This window comes from Pseudarthrobacter sp. CCNWLW217 (assembly GCF_037203985.1).
Classification (GTDB): Bacteria; Actinomycetota; Actinomycetes; order Actinomycetales; family Micrococcaceae; genus Arthrobacter.
In genome coordinates, this window is record NZ_JBBCBT010000017.1 from 41058 (window position 1) to 66897 (window position 25840).

General features: G+C 61.9%; 22 protein-coding genes. 8 read left to right on the forward strand and 14 right to left on the reverse strand.

Annotated elements, in window-relative coordinates; all coding sequences use genetic code 11:
- Window positions 1-94: 94 nt before the first annotated feature.
- A complete protein-coding gene (locus V9L18_RS17770) occupies window positions 95-874 on the reverse strand; it encodes an HAD family hydrolase (RefSeq protein ID WP_337348484.1) in 780 nt (259 codons plus the stop codon).
- A 492-nt stretch (window positions 875-1366) separates the two neighbouring features.
- Between V9L18_RS17770 and V9L18_RS17775 the strand changes: the two genes are divergently transcribed.
- Complete coding sequence (locus tag V9L18_RS17775; protein ID WP_337348485.1) at window positions 1367-1615, forward strand: hypothetical protein; 249 nt, start codon at window positions 1367-1369, stop codon at window positions 1613-1615.
- On the opposite strand, the gene V9L18_RS17780 is transcribed toward V9L18_RS17775, so the two are convergent.
- Together V9L18_RS17780 and V9L18_RS17785 are read right to left on the reverse strand one after the other, a co-directional pair.
- Window positions 1612-2328 carry an IclR family transcriptional regulator gene (locus V9L18_RS17780; RefSeq protein WP_337348486.1) on the reverse strand — a complete coding sequence of 239 codons (717 nt, stop codon included), beginning with the start codon at window positions 2326-2328 and terminating at the stop codon, window positions 1612-1614. The genes V9L18_RS17775 and V9L18_RS17780 overlap by 4 nt on opposite strands.
- 23 nt (window positions 2329-2351) lie before the next feature.
- Entirely contained in the window at window positions 2352-3167 is an 816-nt protein-coding gene (locus V9L18_RS17785; protein WP_337348487.1) for an IclR family transcriptional regulator, read from the reverse strand.
- A gap of 188 nt (window positions 3168-3355) precedes the next feature.
- On the opposite strand from V9L18_RS17785, the gene V9L18_RS17790 reads away from it, so the two are divergent.
- From V9L18_RS17790 to V9L18_RS17810, 5 genes are all read left to right on the forward strand, one after another.
- Window positions 3356-4387, forward strand: coding sequence for a zinc-dependent alcohol dehydrogenase (locus V9L18_RS17790; RefSeq protein ID WP_337348488.1), 1032 nt, complete (start codon window positions 3356-3358; stop codon window positions 4385-4387).
- Window positions 4388-4473: 86 nt separating this feature from the next.
- Entirely contained in the window at window positions 4474-5367 is an 894-nt protein-coding gene (locus V9L18_RS17795; RefSeq protein WP_011691649.1) for a transketolase, read from the forward strand.
- Window positions 5364-6296, forward strand: coding sequence for a transketolase family protein (locus V9L18_RS17800; RefSeq protein ID WP_337348489.1), 933 nt, complete (start codon window positions 5364-5366; stop codon window positions 6294-6296). The genes V9L18_RS17795 and V9L18_RS17800 overlap by 4 nt, the downstream gene beginning before the upstream one ends.
- 20 nt (window positions 6297-6316) lie before the next feature.
- Window positions 6317-7414: a 1-phosphofructokinase family hexose kinase gene (locus V9L18_RS17805; RefSeq protein WP_337348490.1), complete on the forward strand. Its 1098-nt coding sequence runs from the start codon at window positions 6317-6319 to the stop codon at window positions 7412-7414.
- Between the two features lie 36 nt (window positions 7415-7450).
- Entirely contained in the window at window positions 7451-8218 is a 768-nt protein-coding gene (locus V9L18_RS17810; protein WP_337348491.1) for an SDR family NAD(P)-dependent oxidoreductase, read from the forward strand.
- A 200-nt stretch (window positions 8219-8418) separates the two neighbouring features.
- Here V9L18_RS17810 and V9L18_RS17815 read toward each other — a convergent pair whose 3' ends face one another.
- Together V9L18_RS17815 and V9L18_RS17820 are read right to left on the reverse strand one after the other, a co-directional pair.
- Window positions 8419-9450, reverse strand: a complete 1032-nt coding sequence (locus V9L18_RS17815; RefSeq protein ID WP_337348492.1) for an alcohol dehydrogenase catalytic domain-containing protein — start codon at window positions 9448-9450, stop codon at window positions 8419-8421.
- Window positions 9451-9533: 83 nt separating this feature from the next.
- Window positions 9534-10835, reverse strand: a complete 1302-nt coding sequence (locus V9L18_RS17820; protein WP_337348493.1) for an MFS transporter — start codon at window positions 10833-10835, stop codon at window positions 9534-9536.
- Between the two features lie 269 nt (window positions 10836-11104).
- Between V9L18_RS17820 and V9L18_RS17825 the strand changes: the two genes are divergently transcribed.
- Together V9L18_RS17825 and V9L18_RS17830 are read left to right on the forward strand one after the other, a co-directional pair.
- The gene (locus V9L18_RS17825; protein WP_337348494.1) at window positions 11105-11881 is read left to right on the forward strand and encodes an SDR family oxidoreductase; all 777 of its coding nucleotides are present in this window, start codon (window positions 11105-11107) and stop codon (window positions 11879-11881) included.
- A 104-nt stretch (window positions 11882-11985) separates the two neighbouring features.
- Window positions 11986-13467, forward strand: coding sequence for an NAD-dependent succinate-semialdehyde dehydrogenase (locus V9L18_RS17830; RefSeq protein WP_337348495.1), 1482 nt, complete (start codon window positions 11986-11988; stop codon window positions 13465-13467).
- A 1528-nt stretch (window positions 13468-14995) separates the two neighbouring features.
- Here the strand turns inward: V9L18_RS17830 and V9L18_RS17835 are convergent.
- The 9 genes from V9L18_RS17835 to V9L18_RS17875 form a co-directional block, all read right to left on the reverse strand.
- Window positions 14996-15265, reverse strand: coding sequence for a hypothetical protein (locus V9L18_RS17835; RefSeq protein WP_337348496.1), 270 nt, complete (start codon window positions 15263-15265; stop codon window positions 14996-14998).
- 153 nt (window positions 15266-15418) lie between these two features.
- Entirely contained in the window at window positions 15419-16900 is a 1482-nt protein-coding gene (gene pntB / locus V9L18_RS17840) for a Re/Si-specific NAD(P)(+) transhydrogenase subunit beta (protein ID WP_337348497.1), read from the reverse strand.
- Window positions 16897-18456, reverse strand: a complete 1560-nt coding sequence (locus V9L18_RS17845; protein ID WP_337348498.1) for a Re/Si-specific NAD(P)(+) transhydrogenase subunit alpha — start codon at window positions 18454-18456, stop codon at window positions 16897-16899. The genes pntB and V9L18_RS17845 overlap by 4 nt, the downstream gene beginning before the upstream one ends.
- A gap of 295 nt (window positions 18457-18751) precedes the next feature.
- On the reverse strand, window positions 18752-19531 hold the full coding sequence (locus V9L18_RS17850; RefSeq protein ID WP_337348499.1) for an HpcH/HpaI aldolase family protein: 780 nt from the start codon (window positions 19529-19531) through the stop codon (window positions 18752-18754).
- Between the two features lie 368 nt (window positions 19532-19899).
- Window positions 19900-20829 (reverse strand): ketopantoate reductase family protein, encoded by a 930-nt coding sequence (locus V9L18_RS17855; RefSeq protein ID WP_337348500.1) that lies wholly within the window; start codon window positions 20827-20829, stop codon window positions 19900-19902.
- A 73-nt stretch (window positions 20830-20902) separates the two neighbouring features.
- A complete protein-coding gene (locus tag V9L18_RS17860; protein ID WP_337348501.1) occupies window positions 20903-22000 on the reverse strand; it encodes an isocitrate/isopropylmalate dehydrogenase family protein in 1098 nt (365 codons plus the stop codon).
- A gap of 86 nt (window positions 22001-22086) precedes the next feature.
- On the reverse strand, window positions 22087-23415 hold the full coding sequence (locus V9L18_RS17865) for an MFS transporter (protein WP_337348502.1): 1329 nt from the start codon (window positions 23413-23415) through the stop codon (window positions 22087-22089).
- A 77-nt stretch (window positions 23416-23492) separates the two neighbouring features.
- Window positions 23493-24299, reverse strand: coding sequence for an SDR family NAD(P)-dependent oxidoreductase (locus V9L18_RS17870; protein ID WP_337348503.1), 807 nt, complete (start codon window positions 24297-24299; stop codon window positions 23493-23495).
- A gap of 45 nt (window positions 24300-24344) precedes the next feature.
- On the reverse strand, window positions 24345-25811 hold the full coding sequence (locus V9L18_RS17875) for an aldehyde dehydrogenase family protein (protein WP_337348504.1): 1467 nt from the start codon (window positions 25809-25811) through the stop codon (window positions 24345-24347).
- Between the last annotated feature and the right edge of the window lie 29 nt (window positions 25812-25840).

A 25840-nucleotide genomic window follows, 5' to 3' on the forward strand; every position in this document is an offset into this window, starting at 1 on the left:
GGCCTTCTGGACCGGGCATGCGCTGCGCTGACCCAATTTGATAGGACGGAGCAGCTCGCCTCGGCCGGAGACCCCTGATACGGCATTGGAACGCCTACCCAGCCGCTTTCGGATTCCAGGGTTCCGCGGTGCTCCCGGTGAGGCGGGCGGCCTTGGGACTCTGTCCTGGCGCTGTCGTTGGCCGCCACTCCTCGACCCAACTTAGGAGGTCGGACGCCTCAAGCGAGTCACGAGTCAGGTGCGCCCAAGGTTGCTGGCCCGGAGTGGGAATGGCGATAACCTTCATTCCGGCGGAGCGTGCTGAAGCGGCGCCGGCCTCGGAATCCTCAATCGCAAGGCAATCCTTCGGATCCAGGTCCAGGGCGTCTGCTGCGGCGAGATAGACGTCGGGGGCCGGCTTCGGATGCGCGACCTCGTCGGCCGATACCGTGATGTCGAAACCGGCGCCGAAATCCCCACGAAGCAACGCGGTATCCAGTATGCGACGTGCCGAGTTGCTGGCCACTGCGGTAGCCACACGCAAGGAGGCGGCGGCGACAAAACGCCGCGCGCCTGGCATTGGCGCAGCAGATTGAGCGACCATGGTTATGTTCACCCGTAGTAACTGATCAATGACCCTGCCCGGATCTGATCCCGCACGACCGGCAATGAGCGGCCCGATTCGGCTCGCTGGAAGGCCGACCAGTTTGCGTTGAAATTCGGCGTCAAACAGGACCCCGTGGCTCTCGCTGACGCTACGTTGGGTCAGCATCCACAATGATTCGGTATCCATCAGCAGCCCATCACAGTCAAAGACCACGCCGCGCGGTTGCCACAAGCCGAAAGCACGGCGAAACTCCGAAGGATCCTCCCGACTGTTCATCTCAGGATTCACGGCAGTCACCTCTCCGTCCCAAGGGCGGCAGCTGCTCCCATCATCTTGCACGTGGTCATGATGGCAACGCCGCAGATCGCGCCACGCACTGACAATTGTTCATTAAGCGCCTCTCTCTACCTAGTCCCTCGTCCTGGAGATGATGCCGGCCGAGGCGTGCCGGGAAGCAAGGAGCTCCGGCAAAAGTGCCACCGCGAGATCATCTGGATCGAAGGAAACATAGAGTCTCATTGAACGGACACTACGTCCATTCTACGATAATAGGTGCCAGGAATCACCTTGCAGGCATCCTTCAAGTCGAACGGAATACTAAATGAATGGCTCCAACCCGCGAATTGTCCCTGACGCCCCAGGAGCTGCGCTGAGGAAGTATCTGTTCCAGGGCTCTGTTAGCCAGTCAATTACGGCTCAACTGGACATCTCCGGCTATGCGATGGCATCGGATGATCGGGAACACCACAGCTCGTGGCCGAGCCATTGTGCGGTCGCCTGATGACGGGCCAAGTTCCTCTTGAGCCTGCTGACTGCGGCCCAAGCTTAGCGGCCGTTTACAGACCCGAACCTAGCGATCACGTCAAAATAGAGCGCGATGGTGCTGAGGTCCACTCAGGGGTTGTCGAGGTCGTCAGCGAGGATTTTCGAAAAGTGTGGCTGAAGGCCGAAGGCGTCAACCTGCGGCGACTGTTCGACATAAGCGAAGGCTACGAATTCATCCTCTGCCCGACGGCGGCGCTCCCCTAGATCGCGGCCAAAATCTCCGCCGCCGCTTCCTTCAACAACGCCCCGTACTCGTCCTGATGCGGGACGATATCGTCGCGGAGCCCGGCGACGGACAACGCCCCACGCAATTCGCCCCGGGTGTCAAACAATGGCACGCCCAAAGCAGCAACTCCGATAGTGACGTCCTCGTCGGAGATACTGAAGCCACGGTCGCGGGTGAGCACGGCATCTGCTTCAATCTGGTGTGCTGTTACGAGGGTATGTGGGGTGAGTTTCTGCAACGGGGCCGCCGAAGTTACATGCCATCGAAGCGGCTCATCCCAGGCCAGGATGGCACGTGAGGCCGCGCCCGCATGCGGTGGAAGGGTTCCTCCGGGATTGAGGAGCAGGAGAGTGACCTTCGTACCTTTAACCCAATCCAGGCACGCAACCATCTGATGGCGGAGGGCACAAAGGTACACCGTCTGTCCGGTCTGTTCGTTCAGGCGGGCCATCGCCGGGCGGGCAGCGCGTACTTCCGGGATACCCTCAACAGCAGCGTCGGCAAGGTGCAGAATTTCAGTTCCCAACTGGGCACGGCCATCGTCCCGCAGCCCTATGAGGCCAACGTGTTGGAGGGCATCCAGCAACCGGTACACGCTGGGACGGGGCATCGATAGTTCATCGGCGATGTCCACCACCGACAGCGGACCGCGGTCCGCCAGCGCATTGAGCAGATCGGCGCTATTTGCCATGACACGGATCGGTTTCGCGGCCACTAGACTGCCCTTCTTTCGTGGAGGTCCAGGGCGCTTTCCGTGGCGCGCAATGCGCCCAGTGCGCGACTGACGGTATCGGCCGCCGATTTGACGCTTGCGACGAGATCGTAGCCGCTGTGGAATACGCGATGCGTCTGCCCGCTGATGGACAGCGCGCCCACCACTGAACCCTTGTGGTTGAAGATCGGTGCGCCAACCCCCCCGATTCCCTGGCCCCAATCGTCGTGGGCCACGGCCACTCCAGCAGCAGCCGTTTCTGAAAGTTTTTCCCGCAGGCTTTCGGGGCTCGGGGCCACTGGTCCGAACAGGGGATCATCCGGCAGTTCCCGGAGGTAGCGTTCAACGATATCGGCAGATTCGAATGCCAGAATGGCACGCGGCGCGGCCCCCTGCCCCAGAGGCATTGACTCGCCCAGCCTCAGGTTGTGTATCTGGACATCGAGGCCGTCAATTCGGTCGATGCACACGGCACGAAGCCCTCTTCGGATACAGAGGAACGCAGTCTGACCGGTTTCTGCGTGGAGCCTCTCGAGCTCGGGCCTGGCGAGTTCGCGCAGATCCAGCTGCGACTCCAGCCTGGCACCGAGCCTGACAAATCCGAGACCCAGGCGCATCTTCCCTCGACGTGACCCAGGCTCGACCCATCCGATCATTTCTAGCGTTGAGAGGAGCCGATACAGGGAGCTGGCGGGCTCCCCGGTGCGTTCGGCGAGTTCATTCACTGAGAGTTCGCCGGCATCCGCTATGGCTTGGAGGACCAGGGCGGATTTTGTCACCAGGTTCATTCCGCCGCTGGGGTCGACTGCTTCCGACATTGGAACCTCTCACGTAGCGGACATTCATTCATGAGTCACGATACGTATCTGGGTACCAAGACGCAAGATTTGGAACATTCCACCCCGCTGCGTTCCGAGTTATCACCGCACGGATATTGCGTCCACTTGGTGGTAGCTTGAAGAGGCCAGTCCCAAAAGAACAGTTCGGACATTCAAAGGAGCAGTCGATGTCGCCCTCAACCACCCTAACCACCGGAATCCGGGCCGCGGTTCTTTCCGCCGCCCACCATTTCGAGGTCCAGCATGTCCCGAAACCCAGCCCAGGCCCCGGCGCAGCCCTGGTCCGCGTGTCATACACCGGCATCTGCGGTTCCGACTTTCCAATTGTTGACGGCCGCCATCCCCGTGCCGCAATGCCACTCATCCTGGGGCATGAGATCACCGGCATTCTGGAGGAACCAGGCGGGAGCGGAATTCCCGCGGGCACGAGGGTCGCTGTCAATCCACTGTTGCCCTGCGGTCAGTGCGGCGCCTGCGTAAATGGGCTGGGGCATGTCTGCCGGAACCTGCGCCTCCTGGGCATCGACGTCCCGGGCTCCATGACTGAAGTCCTGGCCGTTCCGGTGTCGAACCTCTTCGCGTTCTCCGCCGACGCGCCGGCGACCGAAGCGGCTCTGGCCGAACCCCTGGCCGTGGCGGTCCACGCCGTCCGTCGCTCGCGGATGGCACCGGGAGAGAAGGTACTAATCTTCGGTGCCGGGCCGATAGGAATCCTGGTGGCCCTCGTGGCGAGGTTTCGCGGCGCTAAGGATGTGCTCCTTGTCGAGCCAAGTGAGCAGCGCCGGCACATTGTTGAGGCACTCGGCTTCAGGGCCCTTGCTCCGCAGGACTCTCCGGTCGCTCGCGAAAATCGCGAGGCCACGGCGGAAGTTGTGTTTGACTGCGCCGGGCACTCCAGTGTCACGCCGGCACTAACGGAGGCAGCGCCGGTTCGGGGACGCATCGTGATCGTCGCCGTGCACCACGGACCGGCCAATATCGATCTGCGTGAGCTCGCCTTTGCCGAGCAGAAAATCATCGGCGTCCGGGTTTACGAACCGGCCGACTTCGCCGAATCCGTGCAGCTCATCGGAAACCGGGCCCTTGGACTCGCGGGAGTCCCGATATCCGAATATCCCCTCGAGGCCGTTGCCGATGCATTTGCGGAGGCGCGCTCCGCCGCCGGGGCAGTCAAGGTGATCGTGCGCAGCAACAACTAGATACTTCTCATTTAATGGACAATTAGTCCGCATAGCGGTAATCTCTTACTCACGACTTCCTGACTACGATCAATGAGGACAATGTCATGTCAACCAAACAAGAAATTCGTGCGACGACCGCCGAACTCCAAGAACTGGCCTCCCGCGGTCGATGGCACGTCCTCCAGACGGTCGCGGACGCCAAGGCCGGCCACATCGGTGGCCCGCTCTCGGCGATGGACCTGCTCGTTTACCTCTATTTCAACGAGCTTTCCGTTGACCCGCGCAACCCACAGGAACCGTCCCGGGACCGTTTCATCCTCTCTAAGGGCCACTGCGCCATCGGGTTATACGCCGTGCTGGCATTGCGCGGGTATTTCCCGGTGGAGGAACTGGCCACCTTTGATCAAGGCGGTTCCCGGCTGCAGGGACACCCCGACATGAAACTGACGCCGGGCGTCGACTCATCCAGCGGCTCCTTGGGCCAGGGTCTGTCGGCGGGCGCCGGAATGGCCCTGGCCGCAAAGCGGCTGGGCGCCGATTTCCACACCTGGGTCATGCTGGGTGATGGCGAACTCGAAGAAGGCATGGTCTGGGAGGCAGTCCACACATGCCGCCGCTTCAAATTGGACAACCTGACCGCGGTCGTCGATCTCAACGGGCTCCAGCAATACGGCTGGCCGGTCTCGGAAGAAGGTGACCGCTTCGATCGCTCCAATCCGTGGGCCGGAGTGGACCTGACAGGAGTCTTCAGCAGCTTCGGCTGGAACGTCATCAACATCGACGGCCACGACTTCGACGAGATTCAGGCAGCATTCGATCGCGTCCGGGAACTGCGCGGATCCGACAAACCAACGGTGATTCTCGCTAAGACGACGAAGGGCAAGGGTGTGTCGTTCGCCGAAGGCACGTACAAGTGGCATAACGGCGTGGCCACTAAGGACCAGCTGACCACCGCAGCAGCAGAGCTCGGTCAGACATTCGAAGGAGAAGCAAAGTGAAGGCGCAACGCGACGTTTGGGGACAGACCCTTGTGGACCTCGCCCGTACGGACTTGCGGGTGGCCGTCGTGGACGGGGACCTCGCCACATCAACCAAAGCCGACCTTTTCGCAGACGCCTTCCCGGACCGCTTCTTCGAAATCGGTATAGCGGAACAGAACATGGTCGGTGTAGCGTTCGGTCTGTCTACGTTGGGCTTCCGACCATGGCTGTCCACGTTCGGCGTCTTCCTGACCCACCGCGCCCTCGATCCGATTCGCATGCTGGTGTCTCAGACCGGTGCGCCGGTGAAGATTGCCGCTTCCTACGCAGGGTTGCTCAACGGCAGCAGCGGCAAGACGCACCAGGACATCGAGGACCTTGCCATCATGCGGGCCATGCCGGGAATGACCGTTATCGCCCCGGCCGATGCCGTGGAAGCCGAGGCAGCAATCCGGTGGGCGGCGGAACACGAGGGCCCGGTATACCTGCGGCTTGCCCGGGACGCCGTCGCCGAGGTCTTTAACCCTGGCTATTCCTTTGTCCAGGGGGCAGTCCATATCCTGCGCGAGGGCGACGGTGCCATCCTGGTCTCCACGGGCGTCCAGAGCTCCCGAGTGATGGACGCTGCCGGCCTGCTGGCGGCAGTGGGAATCGAGACGCGCGTCGTGCATGTTCCGTGTCTCAAGCCCCTGGACGAGGCGGCCCTGTTGACGGCCCTGTCCGGGCCTGCCCCGATCTTCACCGTCGAAGAGCACAGCATTATCGGAGGACTCGGCGGGCTCGTTAGCGAGCTCGTCACCGGCACCACGCTTGGCAAGACTGTCACCCGACTTGGCTTGGCAGACGCCTGGTCCGAATCCGCTCCAAACGCGTACCTGCTCGACAAGTACGGGCTTTCGGCAGTGCGCGTCGCTGAGCAAGTCAGCCACGCCCTGGCCGACGACTAGCCAACGGGACGCTGATCCCTATGAGCCTCATCACTCAAAAGACCAGCCGCTCAGGCGAAGCCGCCCGGCACGGGGCGCTCAGCACCCGCCGAACCGGGAAGGAGTCAGAGCAAGAGACTGCCGGCAGACGGCAGGTCGTGGTGACACTGACTCCGTCCCCGGTGGTGGACCGTGTCTACTTCTTTGAAGATTTGGTGCCAGGGACCGTCAACCGGGCGCTCACTGTCGAGCAGTACTTGGGTGGAAACGGCATCAACGTCGCCCGCACCCTGCAGCTGGCCGGTAACCTCACCCGCGCGGTCGCGCCGGTATCGGCCAAGGATCCTTCCGGGCTGGAACTCATGCGCCGGGAGGGCGAGCTTATCCGCACGGTTCTCGTGTCGCCTCCCACTCGCGTCAACACCGCGCTGGTTTCCTCGGACGGATCCACCACCAACGCCAACCAGAAACCAGGGCTCCTGCCGGAGGCCGAATGGCGGTCCGTGTGCGAGGCCACCCTGGATGAGCTCCGCACCTTGGACGCCGACTGGCTGGTCGTGGCGGGAGCCCTGCCCATGACAACCGACGGGAACCCTGTGGATCTTCGATGGCTGCTAGCGCAGGTCCAGCAGCTTGGGGTCAAAGTATGTCTGGATGTCAACGGTGCCGACCTGGGTCGCTGGGCTACGAGCGGCCTGGTTGACCTAGTGAAACCTAACCTACCGGAATTGGAGTCCGTCGCCGGGCGCCAATTGTCGACTCTCGGGGACGTTGTAGCGGCAGCCCGGGAACTCGTGGACGCGGGAGTCGGCACGGTCCTCGCCAGCATGGGCGCCGACGGTTTGATCGGGATGTGCCCGAACGGTGTCCGATGGGCCCGCGTTCCTTCAGCCCCGGTTATCAACACCACCGGCGCCGGCGACGCGGCCTTGGCGGGCTTCCTGAGTGAAGGAAGCACCATCACGGATGGTGTAGGCGGAAGTCCCTGGACCATAGCGTTTTCCGCCGCCCTGGCACGATCCGCGGCCTGGGGAGCACTGGCTGTCGCCTGTTCGACAACCCTGCTCCAAAGCCTTAACGGAACTCCTGACGTCACCGTGCAGGAGCCTGATGCTACCTTCCGCCTCAACCATTACTGAGCCGTCACACATATAGTTCAAGGAGAAGCAACAATAATGAACGCTCCCACTACCGCCCTGATTACAGGCGGCGCGCAAGGAATCGGCGCGAAAGCGGCAAACACTCTCGCCAGTCGCGGCTGGCGCATTATCGTGGCCGACCTCAATGAAGGACCTGCCAAGGATCTCGCCGAGGAACTCAACAGGCATTACCCGGTGGGCTCGGCCCACTTGGGGTTCGGTGTGGACGTTGCTGACGAGGTAAGCGTCGATTCCCTCCATGCGGCTGTCGCGGACGAAACCGCACGGATCGACGGTTTGGTCAACTGTGCGGGAAATATCCTCCGGCAGCCGGCTGAGGCACTCGACATCGCCCAGTGGCGCCGACTCCTGGACATTCATCTGACCGGTTCCATGCTCATGGCCAAAACTTTCTATCCGATGCTCAAGGCCGCGCGTGGCTCCATTGTCAACATAGGTTCAGTTGGTTCCACCTTGGGGCTGCCGGGCCGGACTGCATACGCCACCGCCAAGACTGGCATGCTCGGCCTGACACGCACCCTGGCGGTTGAATGGGGTCGCCACGGCATCCGCGTCAATGCAGTGGCGCCTGGATACGTCAACACCGAGATGGTCCGCAGTGGCCTGCGAAACGGAACCCTTAGTGAAACGGCCCTCATCGGGCGCACTCCCCTGGGCCGGCTCGCGGAACCCGAGGAAATCGCCTCGGTCATCGCGTTCCTTCTGTCCCCCGACGCATCCTTTGTCCATGGGGAGCTAATCAAGATCGACGGCGGCCTTACCATCGATGGAACGTTCAGTTAGCTGTTAGCGCAGCTGAGTCAAGGCCATCGTCGAAAGGCGGGCGGAACTGGTTCCGCCCGCCTTTTCGTGTGTCCTCGCCGATAGCTGGATCGCTGCAAGCACTACCCGTAGGCTTCCTTCCACGGCAAAGCCGGATCCGTGTCTTCACATGTCCTGAGCCCGCTGACCGCGGAGCCCCAAGGACCATTATTTTCGTGCCGCTAGGGCGCGACGGCTACTTTCGGCGCTATTCCTCGACCCACCTTCTCGAATGCCAGAGCGATATTCCGAAGCGGCACCACGTCCACCAGGAGATCGCCCAGGTCGGGTCGTTCCTGGAGAATGCGGAGGGCAAGCTGATAGTCAGCGCGATGTGAACTGTAGCTGGTGATGATGTTAAGTTCCTTACGCACGGCATCGTTGGCCGCCACCACCGGAGGGGAGCCGTACAAAGCGACCACCACGAGACGGCCCAGGACAGACAGCTCGCGGACGGCGTCGTCCAATGCCGCGGCGGCGCCGGCCGCTTCGATCCAGACGTTCGGCCGGTAGCCGGGCGGCAGCTCCGGCACCAACTCAAGACCAAGCTGCGCCGCTAGTCCGGAGCGTGCAGCAACGTCGCGTTCCGGCCCCTTGAGTACAACGCGTGCGCCGAGGTGCTTGCACACCAGAGCCGCAAGTATGCCGATCGTGCCTGGGCCGCTGACCACCACGGTGTCGGCATGCGTGACGAGCCCGCGGCTGGCCACGGCTCGGGCTGCCACCGACAGTGGTTCCGTGAGAACCGCGGTCAGCGCAGGTATGTGTTCAGGTACCGGGATCAGCTGCGCATACGGGATGCGGACAAAGCCGGCCGCCCCGCCGTCCTGTGAGAGGCCCAAGGTGAGCCTGTGGGCGCAGCCGTTGGCGTACTCCGATGCGCAGGCCGGGCAGTCGCCGCAACCAGACTGCGCCACCGCGACAACGCGTGTCCCGGGCGCAATTGCTGAAGGTCCGTTTACTCGGACCACAGTTCCCACTATCTCGTGTCCCAGCACGGTGCCGCAAGGTACCCAGTCGTACCCGTCATCGCCATTCCAGATATGCAGGTCGGATCCGCACAGTCCGCAGTACTCGGTCCGGACCAGGACCTCGCCAGGGCCAGGAACTGGGAGGTCCTGTTCGAATACGCGGATGCTGCGGGGCTGCAGGGAAGTACGGACAGCGGCGGGCGCCGACATCGGGAGGGGCAGCGACTTGGTCGATATGCTCATGATGAATCCTTCCGGAAACGAAAAGTTCCCGGCGCGCCATGGGCGACGCCGGGAACGTAAGGCGGGAAACGGGCGAGCTTTGGCTAAATCTGATCCAATGGGACGCCTTTGTTGTTTTTCCAAGTAAGAACGACGGCACTGGATACAGCTGCGACAACGATGACGTAGACGTTGAATATCCAACCGGATCCAATCGAGTACAACCATGTACTCAGGTAGGACGCCGTTCCGCCGCAGACAGCAACACCCAGTGAGATTGAGACTCCGAAAATGCGGGTACGGTATCGTGTCGGGATCTGCTCGGAGATGGCGGCTGGTTTAGACCCTGTGATGAACGCAACCAGCAACAGTCCGACAGTCTGAGCCACCAGCAAAGTCCAGGGCTCACTCGACATCAAACCCCATAGGGGGAAAACGGTGGCTGCGATACCTATCAGGGAGATCAGGGTAGTTGTCTTGCGGCCCCAGTGGTCCGAGATCCATCCCGAAACGGGCAGGAACGCAATGTACACCACTTGTGCGACAACGCTCATGAAGAAAGCCTGACCCGGGTCCATCCCCTTGACGCCAATGGCATAGATCGCCGCCGAGGTCACCCAGGTGTAATAAGTCAAAGTGGAGCCTGCCTCGTACAGGAACAGCTTGACTCCTGCCCGGAAGACTTGACGGGGACTCCAGGGCGTCGCTGCGCTGCCGCCGGGGGCGGTGGCCACGTGCTCGCTTTCCATCATGCCCCGGCGCAACCACAATGCAGCCACTGCGAGCAAGGCTCCAGCGGCGAAGGGTATCCGCCATCCCCACTCCATCATTTCAGTCTTGCTGAGGACGCCAGTAAGGAGTGCCATGAACAAGGTGGCGAGTAGGGAGCCGGAGCCTACGGCTATGAAGACCGTGCTGGACCACAGGCCTCGTCGCTTGGGCGGGGCAATCTCAGCGATATATGCGTACGACGTCGTTGCCTCTCCGCCATGGGCAAATCCCTGGACAAGCCGTGCCACGAGCAGCAGGAAGGAGGCCCAACTGCCGATCGACGCGTAGGACGGAATCAGGGCAATTCCCAAACTGGCACCAGCCATGAGGAACATGGTGGTGAGCAGCACTTTGCGGCGCCCCCATTTGTCCGCGAGGGGCCCGAAAACGAGTCCACCGATGGGCCGCATCAGAAAGCCGACGGCAAAGACAGCGAGTGTGCTGAGCAGTGACGACATCGGGTTGCCGGAGTTAAAGAGACTGCCCGCTAGGTACACGGACGCAACCGTGTAAATGGTCCAGTCGAACCATTCGAGCAGGTTACCCACGCCCGTGGCGAGCAAGGATTTACGTTGAAGCCGGATGCGTCCGGGGGCTGTCTGGGGTTGGGCTGGATTCTGCTCAACAATCGTCATTGAATGCTCCCGCGTTGGAAAGCCACGCGCAGTGGCTTGACTCGGTTGATACCAAGCACGAATTGATTTGTGATGCCGCAGCAGCGGATCCAAATCATTCTGGTACTTGGAGGGTGCCGGAGGGGCACACCATCTAGGCTCAACATCACCATGCGGACAGATTGTCTGTCAAGTGATAACTTAGATCGGTCGGCAAGTTCCACGGCCGGGTCACGGACGCAACTAGGCAGAGAACTGTGACCACGGCTCTCAACTTTTGGAGGAAAATCATGGAGAGAAATCTAAATGGCCGGGTGGCCCTCGTCACGGGGGCCAGCAGCGGAATCGGTGCCAGCGTAGTCCGCCGGTTCCTAGCAGCCGGCGCCCGGGTACATGGCGTAGCCCGTCGGCAGGAAGCCCTGAATGCGGTAAGCCCTGAACATCTTCTCAGCGGACAGTTTGTGCCGCATGCCCTGGACGTCTCGGACACGGCCGGGGCCCGGGCCCTCGCCCAGCGGCTCTCAGTCGAGGATCCCATCGACACCCTCATCTGCGCGGCCGGCACTAACGTTCCGCGCCGGCGCTTCGCGGAGCTCGACGACGAAAGCTTCGATCACATCATGAAGACCAACGTCTACGGAGTTTTCACCCTGTTGTCCGCTACCCTGGATCAGTTGCGTGAAAAGCACGGCGACGTCGTCATAATCTCGAGTATTGCTGCGAGCTGGCCGGACCACAGTGGTGCAGCTTACGGGGCGTCGAAGTCCGCACTTCTGGGTCTCGCCCGAGGCGCCTCCCGGGACGAGCACGGAAACGGTATCCGGGTGTGCAGCATCCTGCCTGGAATCGTAGATACCCCCATCCTTGACCTGCGTCCGAGCCCGCCACCCCGGGAGGTCAGAGACTGGGCAGTCCATCCGGACGACGTTGCCGAGGCAGCATATTGCGCAGTTAGCCTGCCACCCCGCACCAATATTGCCGAGATAAGTGTCGTGGCCACGCGGCTGCAGTCCCTGGGCAACACCCAGGCAGCGACGCCGGAGCTGCCCCTTAGCATGCACAGCTGAGCACCCGTTGGCCAGGTTTGCGCATATTTCCTCGGCGGCGAACTGGCCATCGCCCATTTCATGCGCCCTAGGCGCGATACCACGCACTGGATGAAGGAAAACAATTGTCCATAACCCATAACCAAGAGGATCCGCTGTTGGCCTCCGTTCCGACCGGGCTCCTGATCAACGGGCAGTGGCGCCCGGCCGCGTCGGGTAAGACGTTCGACGTCGAAGACCCCGCCACCGGCAAGGCCCTCATGGCCATCGCTGACGCAGGAGTCCACGACAGCCTCGCGGCCCTGGACGCGGCCGCTGCCGCGCAGGGCACCTGGGCGAAGGTTCCGGCGCGTGAACGCGGGGAGATACTGCGCCGCGCCTTCGAGCTCGTCACCGCCCGCGCCGAGGACTTCGCTCTGCTCATCACCCTGGAAATGGGCAAACCACTGGCCGAGGCCCGAGGCGAGGTCACCTACGCCGCCGAATTCCTGCGCTGGTTCTCAGAAGAAGCCGTCCGCACCTCCGGCCGCTACTCGGTCTCCCCGGAGGGCAAATCCCGGCTCCTGGTTACCAAGAAGCCGGTGGGTCCCTGCCTGCTGATCACCCCGTGGAACTTCCCGCTGGCCATGGCCACCCGCAAGATCGCCCCCGCCGTCGCCGCAGGCTGCACCATGATCCTCAAACCCGCCAAACTCACACCACTGACCTCCCAGCTCTTCGCCGCGCTCATGCAGGAAGCCGGACTGCCCGCCGGTGTCCTGAATGTCATCCCCTCCACCACCGCGGGCGCCACCACCGGTCCGCTGATCAAGGACACCCGGCTCCGCAAGCTCTCCTTCACCGGATCCACCGAGATCGGCCGCCGCCTGCTCGCCGACGCCTCGGAAACCGTGCTGCGCACCTCGATGGAACTCGGCGGCAACGCCCCGTTCATCGTCTTCGAAGACGCCGACATCGACGCCGCGGTCACCGGAGCGATGCTCGCCAAGCTACGGAACATGGGCGAGGCCTGCACCGCCGCGAACCGGTTCGTCGTCCACAAGTCCGTGGCAACCCAATTCATCGAAAAATTCGCCGTGAAAATGGCCGGCATGACGACGGCTCGCGGCACGGAGCCGGAGTCCAAGGTCGGTCCCCTGATCGATGCGAAGAGCAGGGACAAAGTCCACGAACTCGTCACGGACGCCATCGACTCCGGCGCCGCCGCCGTGATCGGCGGCCGACCCGTGGACGGCCCGGGCTACTTCTACGAGCCCACCATCCTCACTGGCGTCACCGAAGGCACCCGCATCCTGTCCGAGGAAATCTTCGGACCCGTCGCCCCCATCATCACCTTCACCACCGAGGACGAGGCCGTCCGGCTCGCGAACAACACCGAGTACGGCCTGGCCGCCTACGTCTACACCCGCGACCTGAACCGCGGCATCCGGATGGGCGAACGCCTCGAAACCGGCATGCTCGGCCTCAACACCGGCGTCATCTCCAACGCCGCCGCACCCTTCGGCGGCATCAAACAATCCGGACTCGGCCGCGAAGGCGGCCACGAAGGCATCGAAGAATACCTCTACACCCAATACATAGGTGTAGCTGACCCTTACGCCAGCTAGTTCAGCGGAAAGGCTGCACAAGCCGCCAGGGTCTCCCACGCTCGCAACGGGGAGGCTCTGGCTTTCTCTGTTCCTGGTAACAATCCCACGTCCGAATCACGACGTTGATTCTCATCACGAGGCCCGTTCCGTGTAAAACGGGCGACGTTGAGTGGCGCTCGAATGAATCGTTCCATCTCCGCGTCGCCGGGTGGTCGTACCGCTTCGATTGCCGTATGGCTTATCCGCCTGTCAAGCCGTGTCGCCAGGTCCTTCCAGTTGTTCGAGTTCTCTCCACCCTAGAGATCCCGCGTCCGCGCTTCTGTCAATCGTGCCGCCTTGCTCCCGCACCTCCGTGAACCACCAGAGGCAACGTCATTCTGATCCCCATCATCGCTGGGCGGGTCCTGCACGCAATCAGGGCGCTGTGCGCCGCTCACGATCCAAAGTTTCGTTCGGCGCTCCTCCGTCGCTTATTTCCTCGCGAAACTTTGAACCGTTCCCGGTTCCCCAAGTTGCGCTCCGGACCCTCAAACCCAGCGGTGACTCCGATATCAGAACGACGCCGAAATCTGACAGAAACATCGGTGGCGTCAACGGAATCAACCAAACCAGGACGGCCCCCGGAAGAAGAGTCCGGATCCCACACACCTTCACCCCGCCCACGGATCGTACGCCGGCCACAGGTACGGCGTGAGAGGTGCCGCTGAACCCGGAACGTCCTAGGAACTGTGGGTTTTGGCCATCAAGTCATGTCGCCTGAACCAGAGAACTTCATGAAGTGGTGAAGGCAGAGCCAGGAGGAAGGGATCAAAATTCAGGTTGAAAGCCTCCCGTGCACAAAGGTGTGCACAATGTGCACACCCCCTTTGGCCGGACAAACACACGATGAGCGCACTCTGCCTGGCTCACAGCAAACATCTATCCACGGAGGATCCTCGAAGGCACTTCGGAGTCATGCCGTCACCACAACTCCTGCCCATGAACGAGTGAGGGCCAACAACTGGCCACCGGAACAACCAGATAGGACGGCAAATAACCCCCTATCCCAGCAGGCGGAGGGCCCACGGCCAGGCCCTTAACCCACCACCCACACACAACCGAATAGGCGACCGCGGCGGCCAGGCCACAGCCCGCGAACCCAACGTCAGAGGGACGCCACCACAAGCTTTGTACACACATTAAAGCAAAAACCCCTCTGACGAGGGGATATGCCGTGCCCGAGGTGGGACTCGAACTGCATTCCAGCCCCTGCAAACACTGGGAACTCCCGAAAACATCCGCAATCCGGGCCAGTCCGACCGATATACGACCCAGTCCGAAGCCAAAAGTGTGGACATTGTCCACACCTCCTTTTTTGCCCACATTCCAGCTCCAAAGCGGCATTGGGAGCGCTTCCCGTTGTGACGAAAGGTCCCTTAACGGCGGTTAGTAACGAGTCGGGAAGAGGTGCACTGCTACGGTCACTGAGACGGCTTCTACACCTGGATCGGCGCGCCTACAGTTCGGCGGGTTTCGATAGCCCTGCTCCGTGAGCTGTTCGAGCTTGTCACGTGTCCGGCCCCATTGGGTAGAGCTGGGCAGACGTCATCCGATAGCAGGTCTTGCCAGCCAGCTGCTGTGGTTCGACCCAGACCTGATAGTTCAGGGCCGACTCGTACATACTTCGTGCCTGGACGCCGTCAGCCGCGATCCAGAGAGCAGAAGAATCCGGCATAGCGTCTTCTACGACACCTGCGCTGACGACCTGCCCGTTCTGGCGGATTTCGACGACTGCACCGATTAGTCGATTCCAGGCCGGATAGTTTTGCAACGTCATGCGTCCTTCTCACGGAGTGGTTGATGCCCCCGCAGCGCGGTGCGGACCTGCGTGTGCTGTTGGAGGGGTTCTGGAAGCCGCCCGCTCAAGGACATTGAAGGCCTCCCGATGTGGCTCGCACTACCACTGAGGCACATCAGGAGGTGTTCTCTGTTAGAAGGCTCGGAGGATGTCTTCGACGCGTTGTTTGGCGTCGCCGAAGAGCATTTGGGAATTGTCGCGATAGAACAGCGGGTTCTGAACTCCTGCGTAGCCGGCGGCCATGGAGCGTTTGAACACGATGACGTTCTCGGCTTCCCAGACTTTGAGGACGGGCATCCCGGCGATGGGGCTGCCCGGGTCCTCGGCCGCGGCCGGGTTGACGGTGTCGTTCGCGCCGATGACCAGGACCACGGAGGTGTCGCCGAGGTCATCATTGATTTCGTCCATTTCCAGGACGATGTCGTACGGGACTTTCGCTTCTGCCAAGAGAACGTTCATGTGCCCGGGCAGCCGCCCGGCGACCGGGTGGATGCCGAACCGGACGTTCACGCCCCGTTCGCGCAGCTGGTGCGCCAGTTCCGCGACCGGGTACTGGGCCTGCGCGACGGCCATGCCGTACCCGGGGGTGATAACCACGGACGAGGCGTTGGTCAGCATCTCCGCGGTGGCTTCCGCGGTGATCTCCCGGTGCTCGCCCTGCTCGACGTCGCCCCCGGTGCTGGGTGCTGCGATGCCAAAGCCGCCAGCGATCACGGAGATGAAGGACCGGTTCATGGCCTTGCACATGATGTAGGACAGGTACGCACCGGAGGAGCCGACCAGGGCACCGGTGATGATGAGAAGATCGTTATTCAGCAGGAATCCCGCGGCCGCTGCGGCCCACCCGGAGTAGCTGTTGAGCATCGATACGACCACGGGCATATCACCGCCGCCGATCGAGGCCACCAAGTGCCAGCCCAGCCCCAGCGCGAGGGCGGTGACAACAATGAGCAGCCACAACTGGGAGTCGTTGACGTACCAGACGGTCAGCGCAACGAAAGCGGCGAGGACGCCGAGGTTGATCGCGTTCTTGCCCGGCAGCATCAGGGGTGAGGATTTCATCCGGGCTGAAAGCTTCAGGAACGCCACGATCGAACCGGTGAAGGTCACGGCCCCGATGAACACGCCGATGAACACCTCGGCATGGTGGATCGCCATCAGGTCCGAAGACAACGCGGGAGCTTCGAGGTGGCCGTTCCACCCCACGAGCACGGCGGCGAGGCCCACGAAGCTGTGCAGCAGCGCGATGAGCTCGGGCATGCCGGTCATTTCGACCACCCGGGCCCGCCAGAGCCCGATGGCCCCGCCGACGGCCACAGCGGCGACCAGCAGGCCCAGACCGGTCAGGGCGTGGCCGGTGCCCCAGGCGCCCTGGACGGTCAGCCAGATCGTCGCTGCGAGGGCGATGACCATGCCCGTGATGCCGTACATGACACCGGCCCGGGCCTTCTCGTGCTTGCTCAGCCCGGCAAGACTGCGGATGAACAGCAGGGCCGCGACAACATACGCCGCCCCCGCAATGGATTCCGCGGTCAACGGACCGGAGACGGCGTCAGTCACTGTAAGGCTCCTCGTAATTATTGCTGCTGCTGCTGCTTCGGTGACGGCGCTCATGAACGTGCCTTCTCACCGCGGGAGAACATGGCGAGCATGCGACGGGTGACGGCGAAGCCACCGAAGATGTTGATGCTGGCCAGCAGGACCGCGACGGCGGCGAGGACCTGCATCACCACGTTCTCGGAGGTGACCTGCAGCAGCGCACCGACGACGATGATTCCCGAGATCGCGTTGGTGACGGACATCAGCGGGGTGTGCAGGGCGTGATGGACCTTCCCGATCACGTAGAACCCGACCACTATCGAGAGCATCAGGACCGTGAAGTGCTGCGGCAACGGCGCCGGGGCCACCGCGTTCACCAGAAACAACGCAGCGATCCCTGCCGCAAAGAGACCCGCTTTGCCAGCCGGGCTGAGGCCCTGCTTCTTCTTCGGTGCCGTGGTCTCGGCGGCCGTCCCGGCGTCGGTCTTCACCGCGGGTGCGGCGGAGACCTGGACCGGGGGCGGCGGCCAGGTCTTCTCACCGTCACGCACCACCGTCACGGAGCGCTGCACGACGTCGTCGAAATCGATCCGCAGCACCCCGTCCTTCTCCGGGGTGAGGAGTTTGAGCAAGTTCAGCAGGTTCGTCCCGTACAGCTGGGAGGCCTGGGCCGGCAGCCGGGCCGGCAGATCCGTGTAGCCCAGGATCACCACACCGTTCTCAGTGACCACGCGTTCCCCGGCAACGGAGCCTTCCACGTTCCCGCCCTGCCCGGCGGCCATGTCCACAATCACGCTGCCGGACTTCATACCGGCCACGTCGTCAGCCGTGAGCAGCCTCGGCGCCGGACGCCCCGGAATCAGTGCCGTGGTAATAATGATGTCAACATCCGCAGCCTGCTCCGTGTAGATCTCCGCGGCCCGGGCGTTGTAGGCCTCGGACGTGGCCTTGGCGTACCCGTCGGAGGAGTTCATCTCCTCGGCGACCTTGACCTTGAGGTAGGTCCCGCCGATCGACTTCACCTGATCCGCCACCTCAGGGCGCGGATCCGTGGCACGCACAATCGCACCCAGGCTGGACGCTGCCCCGATCGCGGCCAGCCCGGCGACGCCGGCGCCGGCGACGAGGACCTTCGCCGGTGAGACTTTGCCCGCGGCGGTCACCTGGCCGGTGAAAAACCTGCCGAATTCGTGAGCGGCTTCAATGACGGCCCGATACCCGGCAATGTTCGCCATCGAACTGAGCACATCCAACGACTGGGCGCGGGAGATCCGCGGCACAGCATCCAACGCCAGCGCCGTGATCGGCCGCGCCGCCAACGCCTCCACCAGCTCCGGGCGCAAACCAGGACTGAGCATTCCGATCAACGTTGAACCCTCGGTAAGGCGGTCGATATCCTCCTCGGTGGGCGGGTTCACCCGCAGCACCACCGCAGACCCCCACGCCTCGTCAGCGCCCACAATCAGGGCGCCGGCCTCAACATAGGCGTCATCCCGGAAGGACGCGGACTCCCCCGCACCCTTTTCGACCACAACCTCGTAGCCCAACCCCAGTAGTTGTTTCACGGTGACAGGCGTTGCCGCCACCCGTGTCTCGCGACCTAACTCGGCCACGACTCCAATACGCGTCACTTTTTCTCTCTCCTTCATTTATTCAGTGGTGCAATGGGTGGTAGTTCCACTACCGAGCACTACCGCCGCCCATCTTCTTCGACATGCGAAGTCTGGCGGGAAATCGACAGTTCTTTGGCTTCTGTTTGTCCTCGCCGAAACCCTCAGTGACGTCGGTAAAGCCCGGTGACGTGCTTGCCCATGCGGGCACAATGCTGACGTGTTTTGTTACTGACTGTTCTGCTTTCAAGGAAAGCTTCAGGTCGCGCAGTGGTGATGGGCGGTTCTGGGATAGTCATCCGATGCGTTCCGCGCCCTAAAACCACCGGTGCGGGACAGAATCTTTCTCGAGAGCTGTGATGTTAGCCTGCAGCTCTCGAACCATCAGTCCAATATCTGAACCGATGGAAACCATGCCAAAACCTTGATTGCGGCGTTCGAGGACGTCCCCAACATTCCGTCCGACCACTCCTGTGGGAATGCATTTCGCTGCAGCTGACTGCTTCAGGTTCAGGTTTATCTCCGCCACACCGGGTCCTTCCCACTGTCCTACGAATCCATAACTGGCAGACATATCGCCAGGTCCCAGAAAAATTGCTTCGAGTCCAGGAACGGCAAGGATTTCGTCGATGTTTTCAGCGGCTTGTCGGGTTTCTATCATCGGGATGAGTATGACGGCGTTGTTGGCGCCGCTGACGTATTCGTCTATCTCCAGCCCCCAGCAGACATTGCGCTCCCCGCCGATGCCACGCCTCCCCTGAGGCGGATAGAGCATATTCTCTCCGGCAGCGAGCACCTGATCGGCAGTCTCAACCATGGGCAAAATAATCCCGTCGGCGCCGAGGTCGAGAACACGCTTGGTGGGCTCCAATTCGTGGGTCGGAGGCCTCACCAAAACTGATAGCCCAGAGCCCCGTGCGGCCAGAAGATGATTCCTTACGTTCCGATAATCCAAGGGTCCATGTTCAAGATCTATACAGATCCAGTCCAGTCCAAGCTTGGCTGCAACCTCGGTAATTGCGGGGCTTTCAAGGGTCACCCAAAGCCCATAAGCGGTCTCACCCGACTGGAACTTTTTCCTGAGTCCGTCGTTCATTTGCTGGACATTCCTTTCACGATTGGTGGCCCGGGCGGGCAGCATTTGGTTGTGCGGTCCCGAGCCATCCCCTGGCAGCGCGCCGGAGGGAGTTCTCCCCTGGGCTGATCGTCAATGGCCTACACCGGTAGGCTGACGGCACGCCCGGCGGGAACTGCGTGAGGTCGCTGAGCCAACGAAAAAGGGTAGTGGGCTTCTCAGGGCATGGGCCTCTGTCATGTGAAAGGTCAGTAAAACGTTCCCCGGACACATAATTTAGCCTTGGGTGCTCATGGCCGAATCCACCCCGGCTGCTGCTTCAGCCGGGGTGGATTCGGAGTTCAAAAAGGGTAGTAGCCAGGCGATGCACAGACCCCATAACGGGCGGGCTAAAGGTACGTCAGTTCGCGTGCCCGGATAAGGTTGGCGACAGTTTCGTTGACCGGGGTTGCTACGCCGAGGCGGCGGCCTTCTTCGACCACTGCACCATTAATGGCATCTACTTCGCACCGGCGCTTCAAAGTCGCATCCAGCAGCATGGAGGGCCTGGCATCGGGAATCTTTGAACCGAGCTTGCGGACATGCTCAATCGGATCCCCCACATCGAGGCGCACCCCACGTGCCTTGGCCACTGCAATGGCCTCTTCCGAGCATTTCCGTGCCACGGCCCAGGAGGTCTCATTATTCATGACTTGGCCGATGGTCATGCCCGTCGCGCACGTTGTTCCGGAGAAGGCGACGTTCATGATGAACTTCTCCCAAACCATCTGCTGTACGTCCTCGAACAGCTTGACGGTGAAACCGGAACTGGTCCACACCTCGGCTGAACGCTCAAGCTCCACTTGGGAAAGTGAGCCGAAGGCACCGAATCTGATCATCTCCATGCCGTTGTGATGGGCGATCCCTGGTTCAGGTACGGATGCCCCGAAGCCCCCCACTACCCCGACGACGAGCCTGTCAGGGTCCAGAATTTTGGCGACGCGCTCCGGAGCGCCCAGACCGTTCTGAATCGTTTGGACGATGGTGTCCGGTCCGATGAGGGGGCGTGCGGATGCTGCTGCCTCTTCGACGTCGAAGGACTTGGTGGCAAGGATGACCAGGTCCATGTGGCCCAGGTCCTCATCGACATTTTGTGACATGGAGCTGAGGCGGACGGTTCGGTCGCCGCTTGCCCCGGTGACCCGGAGTCCTTTGGCATTGACTGCCTCGACGTGGTCGGCCCATTTACAAACGCCATGGACTTCATGACCGGCGTCCTGCATGAGGCCGGCATAAACCGATCCCATCGCTCCGGCCCCGATGATCGCGATCTTGGCCATTAGTTTCCCTACCTTTTTCTAGTTCCTGGGTGCCCGTATTCGGACGTCCATTTATGCGGCTTCATGGCTTCGGTCAGGCTGCGACTGTTGCCGAGCGGAGTGTTCCGCTGATGGTGCCGGAAAGTTCACTGGTGGACAGTGTGCCGCCGATGTCGGGTGTGGAAAGGCCGCGATTCAGGGCATCAGCCGTGGCGTTGCGCACAGCTTTGGCCGCTGCGATGCTTCGCTCGTCACCGTTTCGTACTCCCAGCCAGTCAAGCATCATGGCCACGGACAGGATGGTGGCGACGGGATTCGCCAGCCCGGCCCCGGCAATGTCCGGCGCGGTTCCGTGGCAGGGTTGAAAGACGCCGTGGTCGGCGCTGACGTCACCTGAGGGGGCGACGCCCAGGCCGCCGACAACGCCTGCGGCGATCTCGGACACGATGTCTCCGAAGACGTTTTCCGTGACGATGACGTCAAATCGCTCGGGGTTGGTCACCAGCATCATCGAGCCGGCGTCGATGTAGAGCCGCTGCGCTTCAATGTCGGGGTGTGCCGCAGCCACCTCGTCAAACACCTTCCGCATAAAGGCGTTGCTCCGCAGGACGTTGGACTTGTCGAAGAGAGTCACGCGTCCTGGTGACCCGTGTGATTCTTTCCGGGCCGCAGCCTGCGCGAACGCGAGATTGAAGAGTTTTTCGCTGGTGGCCCGCGTGATGGTCAATCGGTCGCTGACCGCCTCGTCGCTGGGGGCCGCCTTGTCGTGGCGGCCCGCAAACAGGCCCTCTGTCGTTTCCCGGATAACGAGCATGTCGATGAATTCGGATCGCACATTCGTCGGGACGCCCGGGAAGAGCTTGGCAGGGCGGAGGCTGGCGAACAATCCATAATGCTCACGGATGTCAATCTGCGGGGCTACTTCGGTGCCGTCCGGCTTGCGGGTGTCGGGGTGTCCCATGGCGCCCAGGAGCATGGCATCCGCGGTTCCGATCGCCTTCATGTCCTCGTCGGAGATCGAGACGCCCGACTTCCGGTAGAGTCCCGCGCCTGCCTCATATGTCGTGCAGTCGAAGCTGATCCCGAAGGTGTCCCCGACAGCGTGGAGTATCTCAAGTCCCGAGGCGATTACCTCCGGTCCGATGCCGTCGCCCGGCAGAACTGCGATGTCATATCGTTTGGTGGTGGTCATAGCTATTCCTTTAGTTTCAAGATTTTGGTGATGTGCCGGGATAAGCGCGCGCCTTGCCGCTTCCCGAGGTGGGCGTTGGTAGGTCGTTAGACGCTCAACGTTTGTTCTTTTTTCGAGGCGGCATCCGTGAACAGGCGCTTAGGGTCGGTAGGAGCCATCAGGGCTCCGATAGTGCTCACCAGCCCGATGAGTCCGATGTACGCGACGAGCAGCCAAGGGCCGCCGCCGGCCATCGTCACGAGCAGGCCAGCGAGCAGCGGGAGGGGACCACCGAAGGCCATGCCGGAAAACTGAAAACCGGTGGACATTCCGGTCAGGCGGACATTCGGCGGGAAGAGGCTGGCGAAGAAGGAGGCCTGGGCCCCGAAGGCAAGTCCGTGGACAACGGGGAAGAGGACTGAGACGCCCAAGAAGAGCGCCAGGATATTTCCAGTGCCGACGAGCGGGAAGATCAGAGCGAAGACGAAGATCGAAGACGTCGTGGCGATCAGGTAAATTCGGCGGGCTCCGTATTTGTCTGCCAGCAGTCCCCCGGCGAGGATCGCGCCGAGGTCCACCACCGCCGCAAGCGTAACGGCGGTGAGCACTGTCGTCTTTTCGAACGTGCCATTGACGGTCGAGTAATTCAGGATGAAGGTGGTGGCGGTGAAGAAGACGACGTTGATGACTGCCTGGCCCATGAACACGATCAGGATGGCCTTGCCGTGCCGACGGAAAGCTTCAATCATCGGGAAACGGACGATGTCGCCCTTCCGCTTCATTTCGGTGAAGTCTTCGCTCTCAGGCAGGCGCCTGCGGATGTACTGACCGACGATGACGAAGACAGCGGTGAGGAGGAACGGTACGCGCCAGCCCCAGCTAAGCAGTTGGTCATCTGGCAGTGCGTAGAAAATGAGTGAGACGGCCGAGGAGAGCAGGAGCCCGATGGCGACGCCCATCTGCGGGAACGCTCCGAACAGGCCGCGCCGGCCTGGCGGTGCGCTTTCGACGGCTGTTACCGTAGCGGCGCCCCATTCACCGCCGCAGGCGATGCCCTGGAGGAGGCGCAGGACGATCAGTCCGATGGGTGCGGCGACGCCGATGGTGTTGTAGTCAGGGAGCAGGCCGATAACTACTGTTGCAGTACCCATGAGGATGAGCGTGGCGAGCATGATGTTCTTGCGGCCCAGGCGGTCTCCCAGGTGGGAGAAGATGATGCCGCCCAAAGGTCGGGCGAACCATGCCGTGGCGAAGGTGCCGAAAGCCAGAAGCGTTCCTAGGGCAGGGTCGACGTCCGGGTAGAAGACCCTGTTGAATACAAGGGCGGCGGCGATGCCGAAGATATAAAAGTCGTACCATTCAATTGCTGCGCCGACCATGGTGCCGACTGCGACCGCCCGATGCTTCTGGTTGGCGGATACCTGTTGTGATGCCACTTCATGTTCTCCTTTGAACTGCGGGAAATCTGCTGATAGGAACTGCCGTGCTTACTGCGCCCTGGCTTCAGGGGGCGCTACTCCATCAGGAGTCCGCCGTTGATGTTGAGGATCTGTCCGGTGATCCATGAACTGGCGTCGGACACCAAGTAACTGACGGCTTCGGAGAAGTCTGCGGCTTCGCCCATCCTGCCCAGGGGGACGGTCTTCGGATCGAAGCCCTGGCCTTGGGTGAAGGGAGTGTCCACTGGGCCCGGGGCGATCGAGTTCACACGGATCCCGGCCGAGGCATTGGCCTTCGCGGCCCATTTGACGAGTGAATGCACCCCACCCTTAGCCGCGGCATAGGCGGGGCCGTTCTTAAGACCGCCTGTCTTCCCTGCGATGGAGCCGAACAGGATGATTGAACCTGAGCCCTGGGCCTTCATGATGGGAATGGCATGCCGAACCAGGTAGAAGGGCCCGGTGAGGTTGATGGCCAGCTGGCGTTCCCAATGTTCGGGAGTGGTTTGCTCCAAGGTAGTGAAATCGCCGATGCCGGCGCAGTTCACTACAGCGTCCAGTCGGCCATACGCCGCTGCAGCTTGCTCGATGGTTTCCCGGACTGCTTCGTCATCAGCAATGTTGACGACGGCGCCGAGGGCAGTGCCGCCTGCAGCGCGGATCGCTTCAACGGTCTGCTCAGGAGGAGCGATGTCCACGCACGTAACCATCATGCCGGAGGATGCGAGGGCGAGGGCCGTGGCCCGCCCGATTCCGGAAGATGCTCCGGTGATGAGGACGGCTTTCCCGACCAGATCGGACGGATTCAGAATGCTGGAGGACAACCCCACAACGGGGGCTGAACTATCAGTGAGATCGGGTGAGTTGGTGATGCTCGACATGGATGTTCCTTGTAGTAGTGGTTCAGGTGCCAGGGGTGCTGATATCTATTGCTTCCAGGAGACGACTTTGTTCACTGTCATTTCCCGCATGGCCCACGCGGGGCCTTCTTTTCCAAAGCCGCTGTCTTTCACTCCGCCATACGGCATATGGTCCGCACGCCACATGGAGATTTCGTTGATGTGTACACCGCCGACTTCGAGTCTGCGTGCTGCGAGGTGCGCCTCGGAGGAGGAGTCCGTGAAGACGCCCGCCTGAAGTCCGTACTTGCTGTCGTTGGCCAGGTCCAGCGCCTCCTCGAAGGTGGAGAATTCCGCCAGGGCAACAACGGGGCCAAATACTTCTTCCCGATGAAGATCCATGGACTGGGTAAGCCCCGACACCACCGTGGCTTCGAAGAACCTGCCCGTACGGCGGCCGCCGGTGAGCAGTTGGGCACCCTGGTCGACTGCGTCCTTGACCATGTCTTCGACCCGCTTCGCGGCGCTTTCGGTCAAGAGTGGTCCCAGATCCGCGTCACGGTCCTCCGTGGTGCCTAGACGGATTTTGGACGTCTTTTCGACGATGAGATCTTCCAGTTCCTGGCGTCGGGCATGGTGGACGTAGACGCGCTGGACGGAAATGCAGGATTGGCCGGCAGCGGCAAATGCCCCAGTTACGATTCGCGAGGCCGCGAGGTTTACGTCAGCTGATTCGGAAACGATCGTCGCTGCGTTGGAACCAAGTTCAAGGAGAAGGCGCTTGAAACCGGCCTGGCTGGCGATCAGCTTTCCGATGGGGCTTGATCCAGTGAAGGACACCAGCCGCGGCCGGTCATCCCGGATCAAGGCTTCACCAATTGACGGACCTCCCGTGAGGACGCTGATACCCACAGCGGGCCACCCGGCTTCAATCAGGAGCTCCGCCAGGCGGAGTACAACGCGAGGGGTGAGGTCAGGCGCTTTGAGAATGATAGGACACCCGGCTCCGACCGCTGGGGCAATCTTGTGAGCGGCGATGAGCAAGGGAAAATTCGCCGCGGGGATGCCGATCACCGTACCGATCGGCTCCGTCACGGTGTATCCGAACTTGCCCCGTGCCTCCTTCATAGCATCCAAGGGGAGAATGTCGCCGACCAGGTTGCGGGCAGCGTCAGCGGCAAATCGGAGGGTGGAAATGGTCCTGCCGACCTCTCCGCGTGCATCGCGCAGTGTCTTGCCCACCTCCTCGACCAGCAACAATGCGAGGTCTTCGGAATGGTCGGTCACCAGCGCGGCGAGTTGTTCCAGGGTGTTGGCCCGGTCCCAGCGGGAAGTTTCTGCCAGCTGAGGTCGGGAAGATTCTGCTGCTTTGAGCGCATCTTCCACGTCAACGGCCTCGGCCAGGCCGATCGTGGCGATGTCTTCATCTCTCCATGGAGATGAAATTTCTAGTGAATGTTGGCCGGTGCGCCATTCACCGGCGACGAGGAATTTCTGGGCCTGTATGGCCGGGTTTTCGTTTCGGGGATGGAGGACTGCTGTTTGCGTGTTCATGCGGGGCTCCTTTGCCTGATGTGATCCAG

Excerpts from the sequence above, each read along its gene's own strand:
- V9L18_RS17855 (WP_337348500.1), bottom strand. The coding sequence starts at position 20,829 with ATGGCCAAGATCGCGATCATCGGGGCCGGAGCGATGGGATCGGTTTAT.
- V9L18_RS17815 (WP_337348492.1), bottom strand. The coding sequence starts at position 9,450 with ATGAGCATATCGACCAAGTCGCTGCCCCTCCCGATGTCGGCGCCCGCC.
- V9L18_RS17825 (WP_337348494.1), top strand. The coding sequence starts at position 11,105 with ATGGAGAGAAATCTAAATGGCCGGGTGGCCCTCGTCACGGGGGCCAGC.
- V9L18_RS17780 (WP_337348486.1), bottom strand. The coding sequence starts at position 2,328 with ATGGCAAATAGCGCCGATCTGCTCAATGCGCTGGCGGACCGCGGTCCG.
- V9L18_RS17875 (WP_337348504.1), bottom strand. The coding sequence starts at position 25,811 with ATGAACACGCAAACAGCAGTCCTCCATCCCCGAAACGAAAACCCGGCC.
- V9L18_RS17835 (WP_337348496.1), bottom strand. The coding sequence starts at position 15,265 with ATGACGTTGCAAAACTATCCGGCCTGGAATCGACTAATCGGTGCAGTC.
- pntB (WP_337348497.1), bottom strand. The coding sequence starts at position 16,900 with ATGAGCGCCGTCACCGAAGCAGCAGCAGCAGCAATAATTACGAGGAGC.
- V9L18_RS17775 (WP_337348485.1), top strand. The coding sequence starts at position 1,367 with ATGACGGGCCAAGTTCCTCTTGAGCCTGCTGACTGCGGCCCAAGCTTA.
- V9L18_RS17795 (WP_011691649.1), top strand. The coding sequence starts at position 4,474 with ATGTCAACCAAACAAGAAATTCGTGCGACGACCGCCGAACTCCAAGAA.
- V9L18_RS17860 (WP_337348501.1), bottom strand. The coding sequence starts at position 22,000 with ATGACCACCACCAAACGATATGACATCGCAGTTCTGCCGGGCGACGGC.
- V9L18_RS17790 (WP_337348488.1), top strand. The coding sequence starts at position 3,356 with ATGTCGCCCTCAACCACCCTAACCACCGGAATCCGGGCCGCGGTTCTT.
- V9L18_RS17805 (WP_337348490.1), top strand. The coding sequence starts at position 6,317 with ATGAGCCTCATCACTCAAAAGACCAGCCGCTCAGGCGAAGCCGCCCGG.
- V9L18_RS17785 (WP_337348487.1), bottom strand. The coding sequence starts at position 3,167 with ATGTCGGAAGCAGTCGACCCCAGCGGCGGAATGAACCTGGTGACAAAA.
- V9L18_RS17850 (WP_337348499.1), bottom strand. The coding sequence starts at position 19,531 with ATGAACGACGGACTCAGGAAAAAGTTCCAGTCGGGTGAGACCGCTTAT.
- V9L18_RS17810 (WP_337348491.1), top strand. The coding sequence starts at position 7,451 with ATGAACGCTCCCACTACCGCCCTGATTACAGGCGGCGCGCAAGGAATC.
- V9L18_RS17870 (WP_337348503.1), bottom strand. The coding sequence starts at position 24,299 with ATGTCGAGCATCACCAACTCACCCGATCTCACTGATAGTTCAGCCCCC.
- V9L18_RS17820 (WP_337348493.1), bottom strand. The coding sequence starts at position 10,835 with ATGACGATTGTTGAGCAGAATCCAGCCCAACCCCAGACAGCCCCCGGA.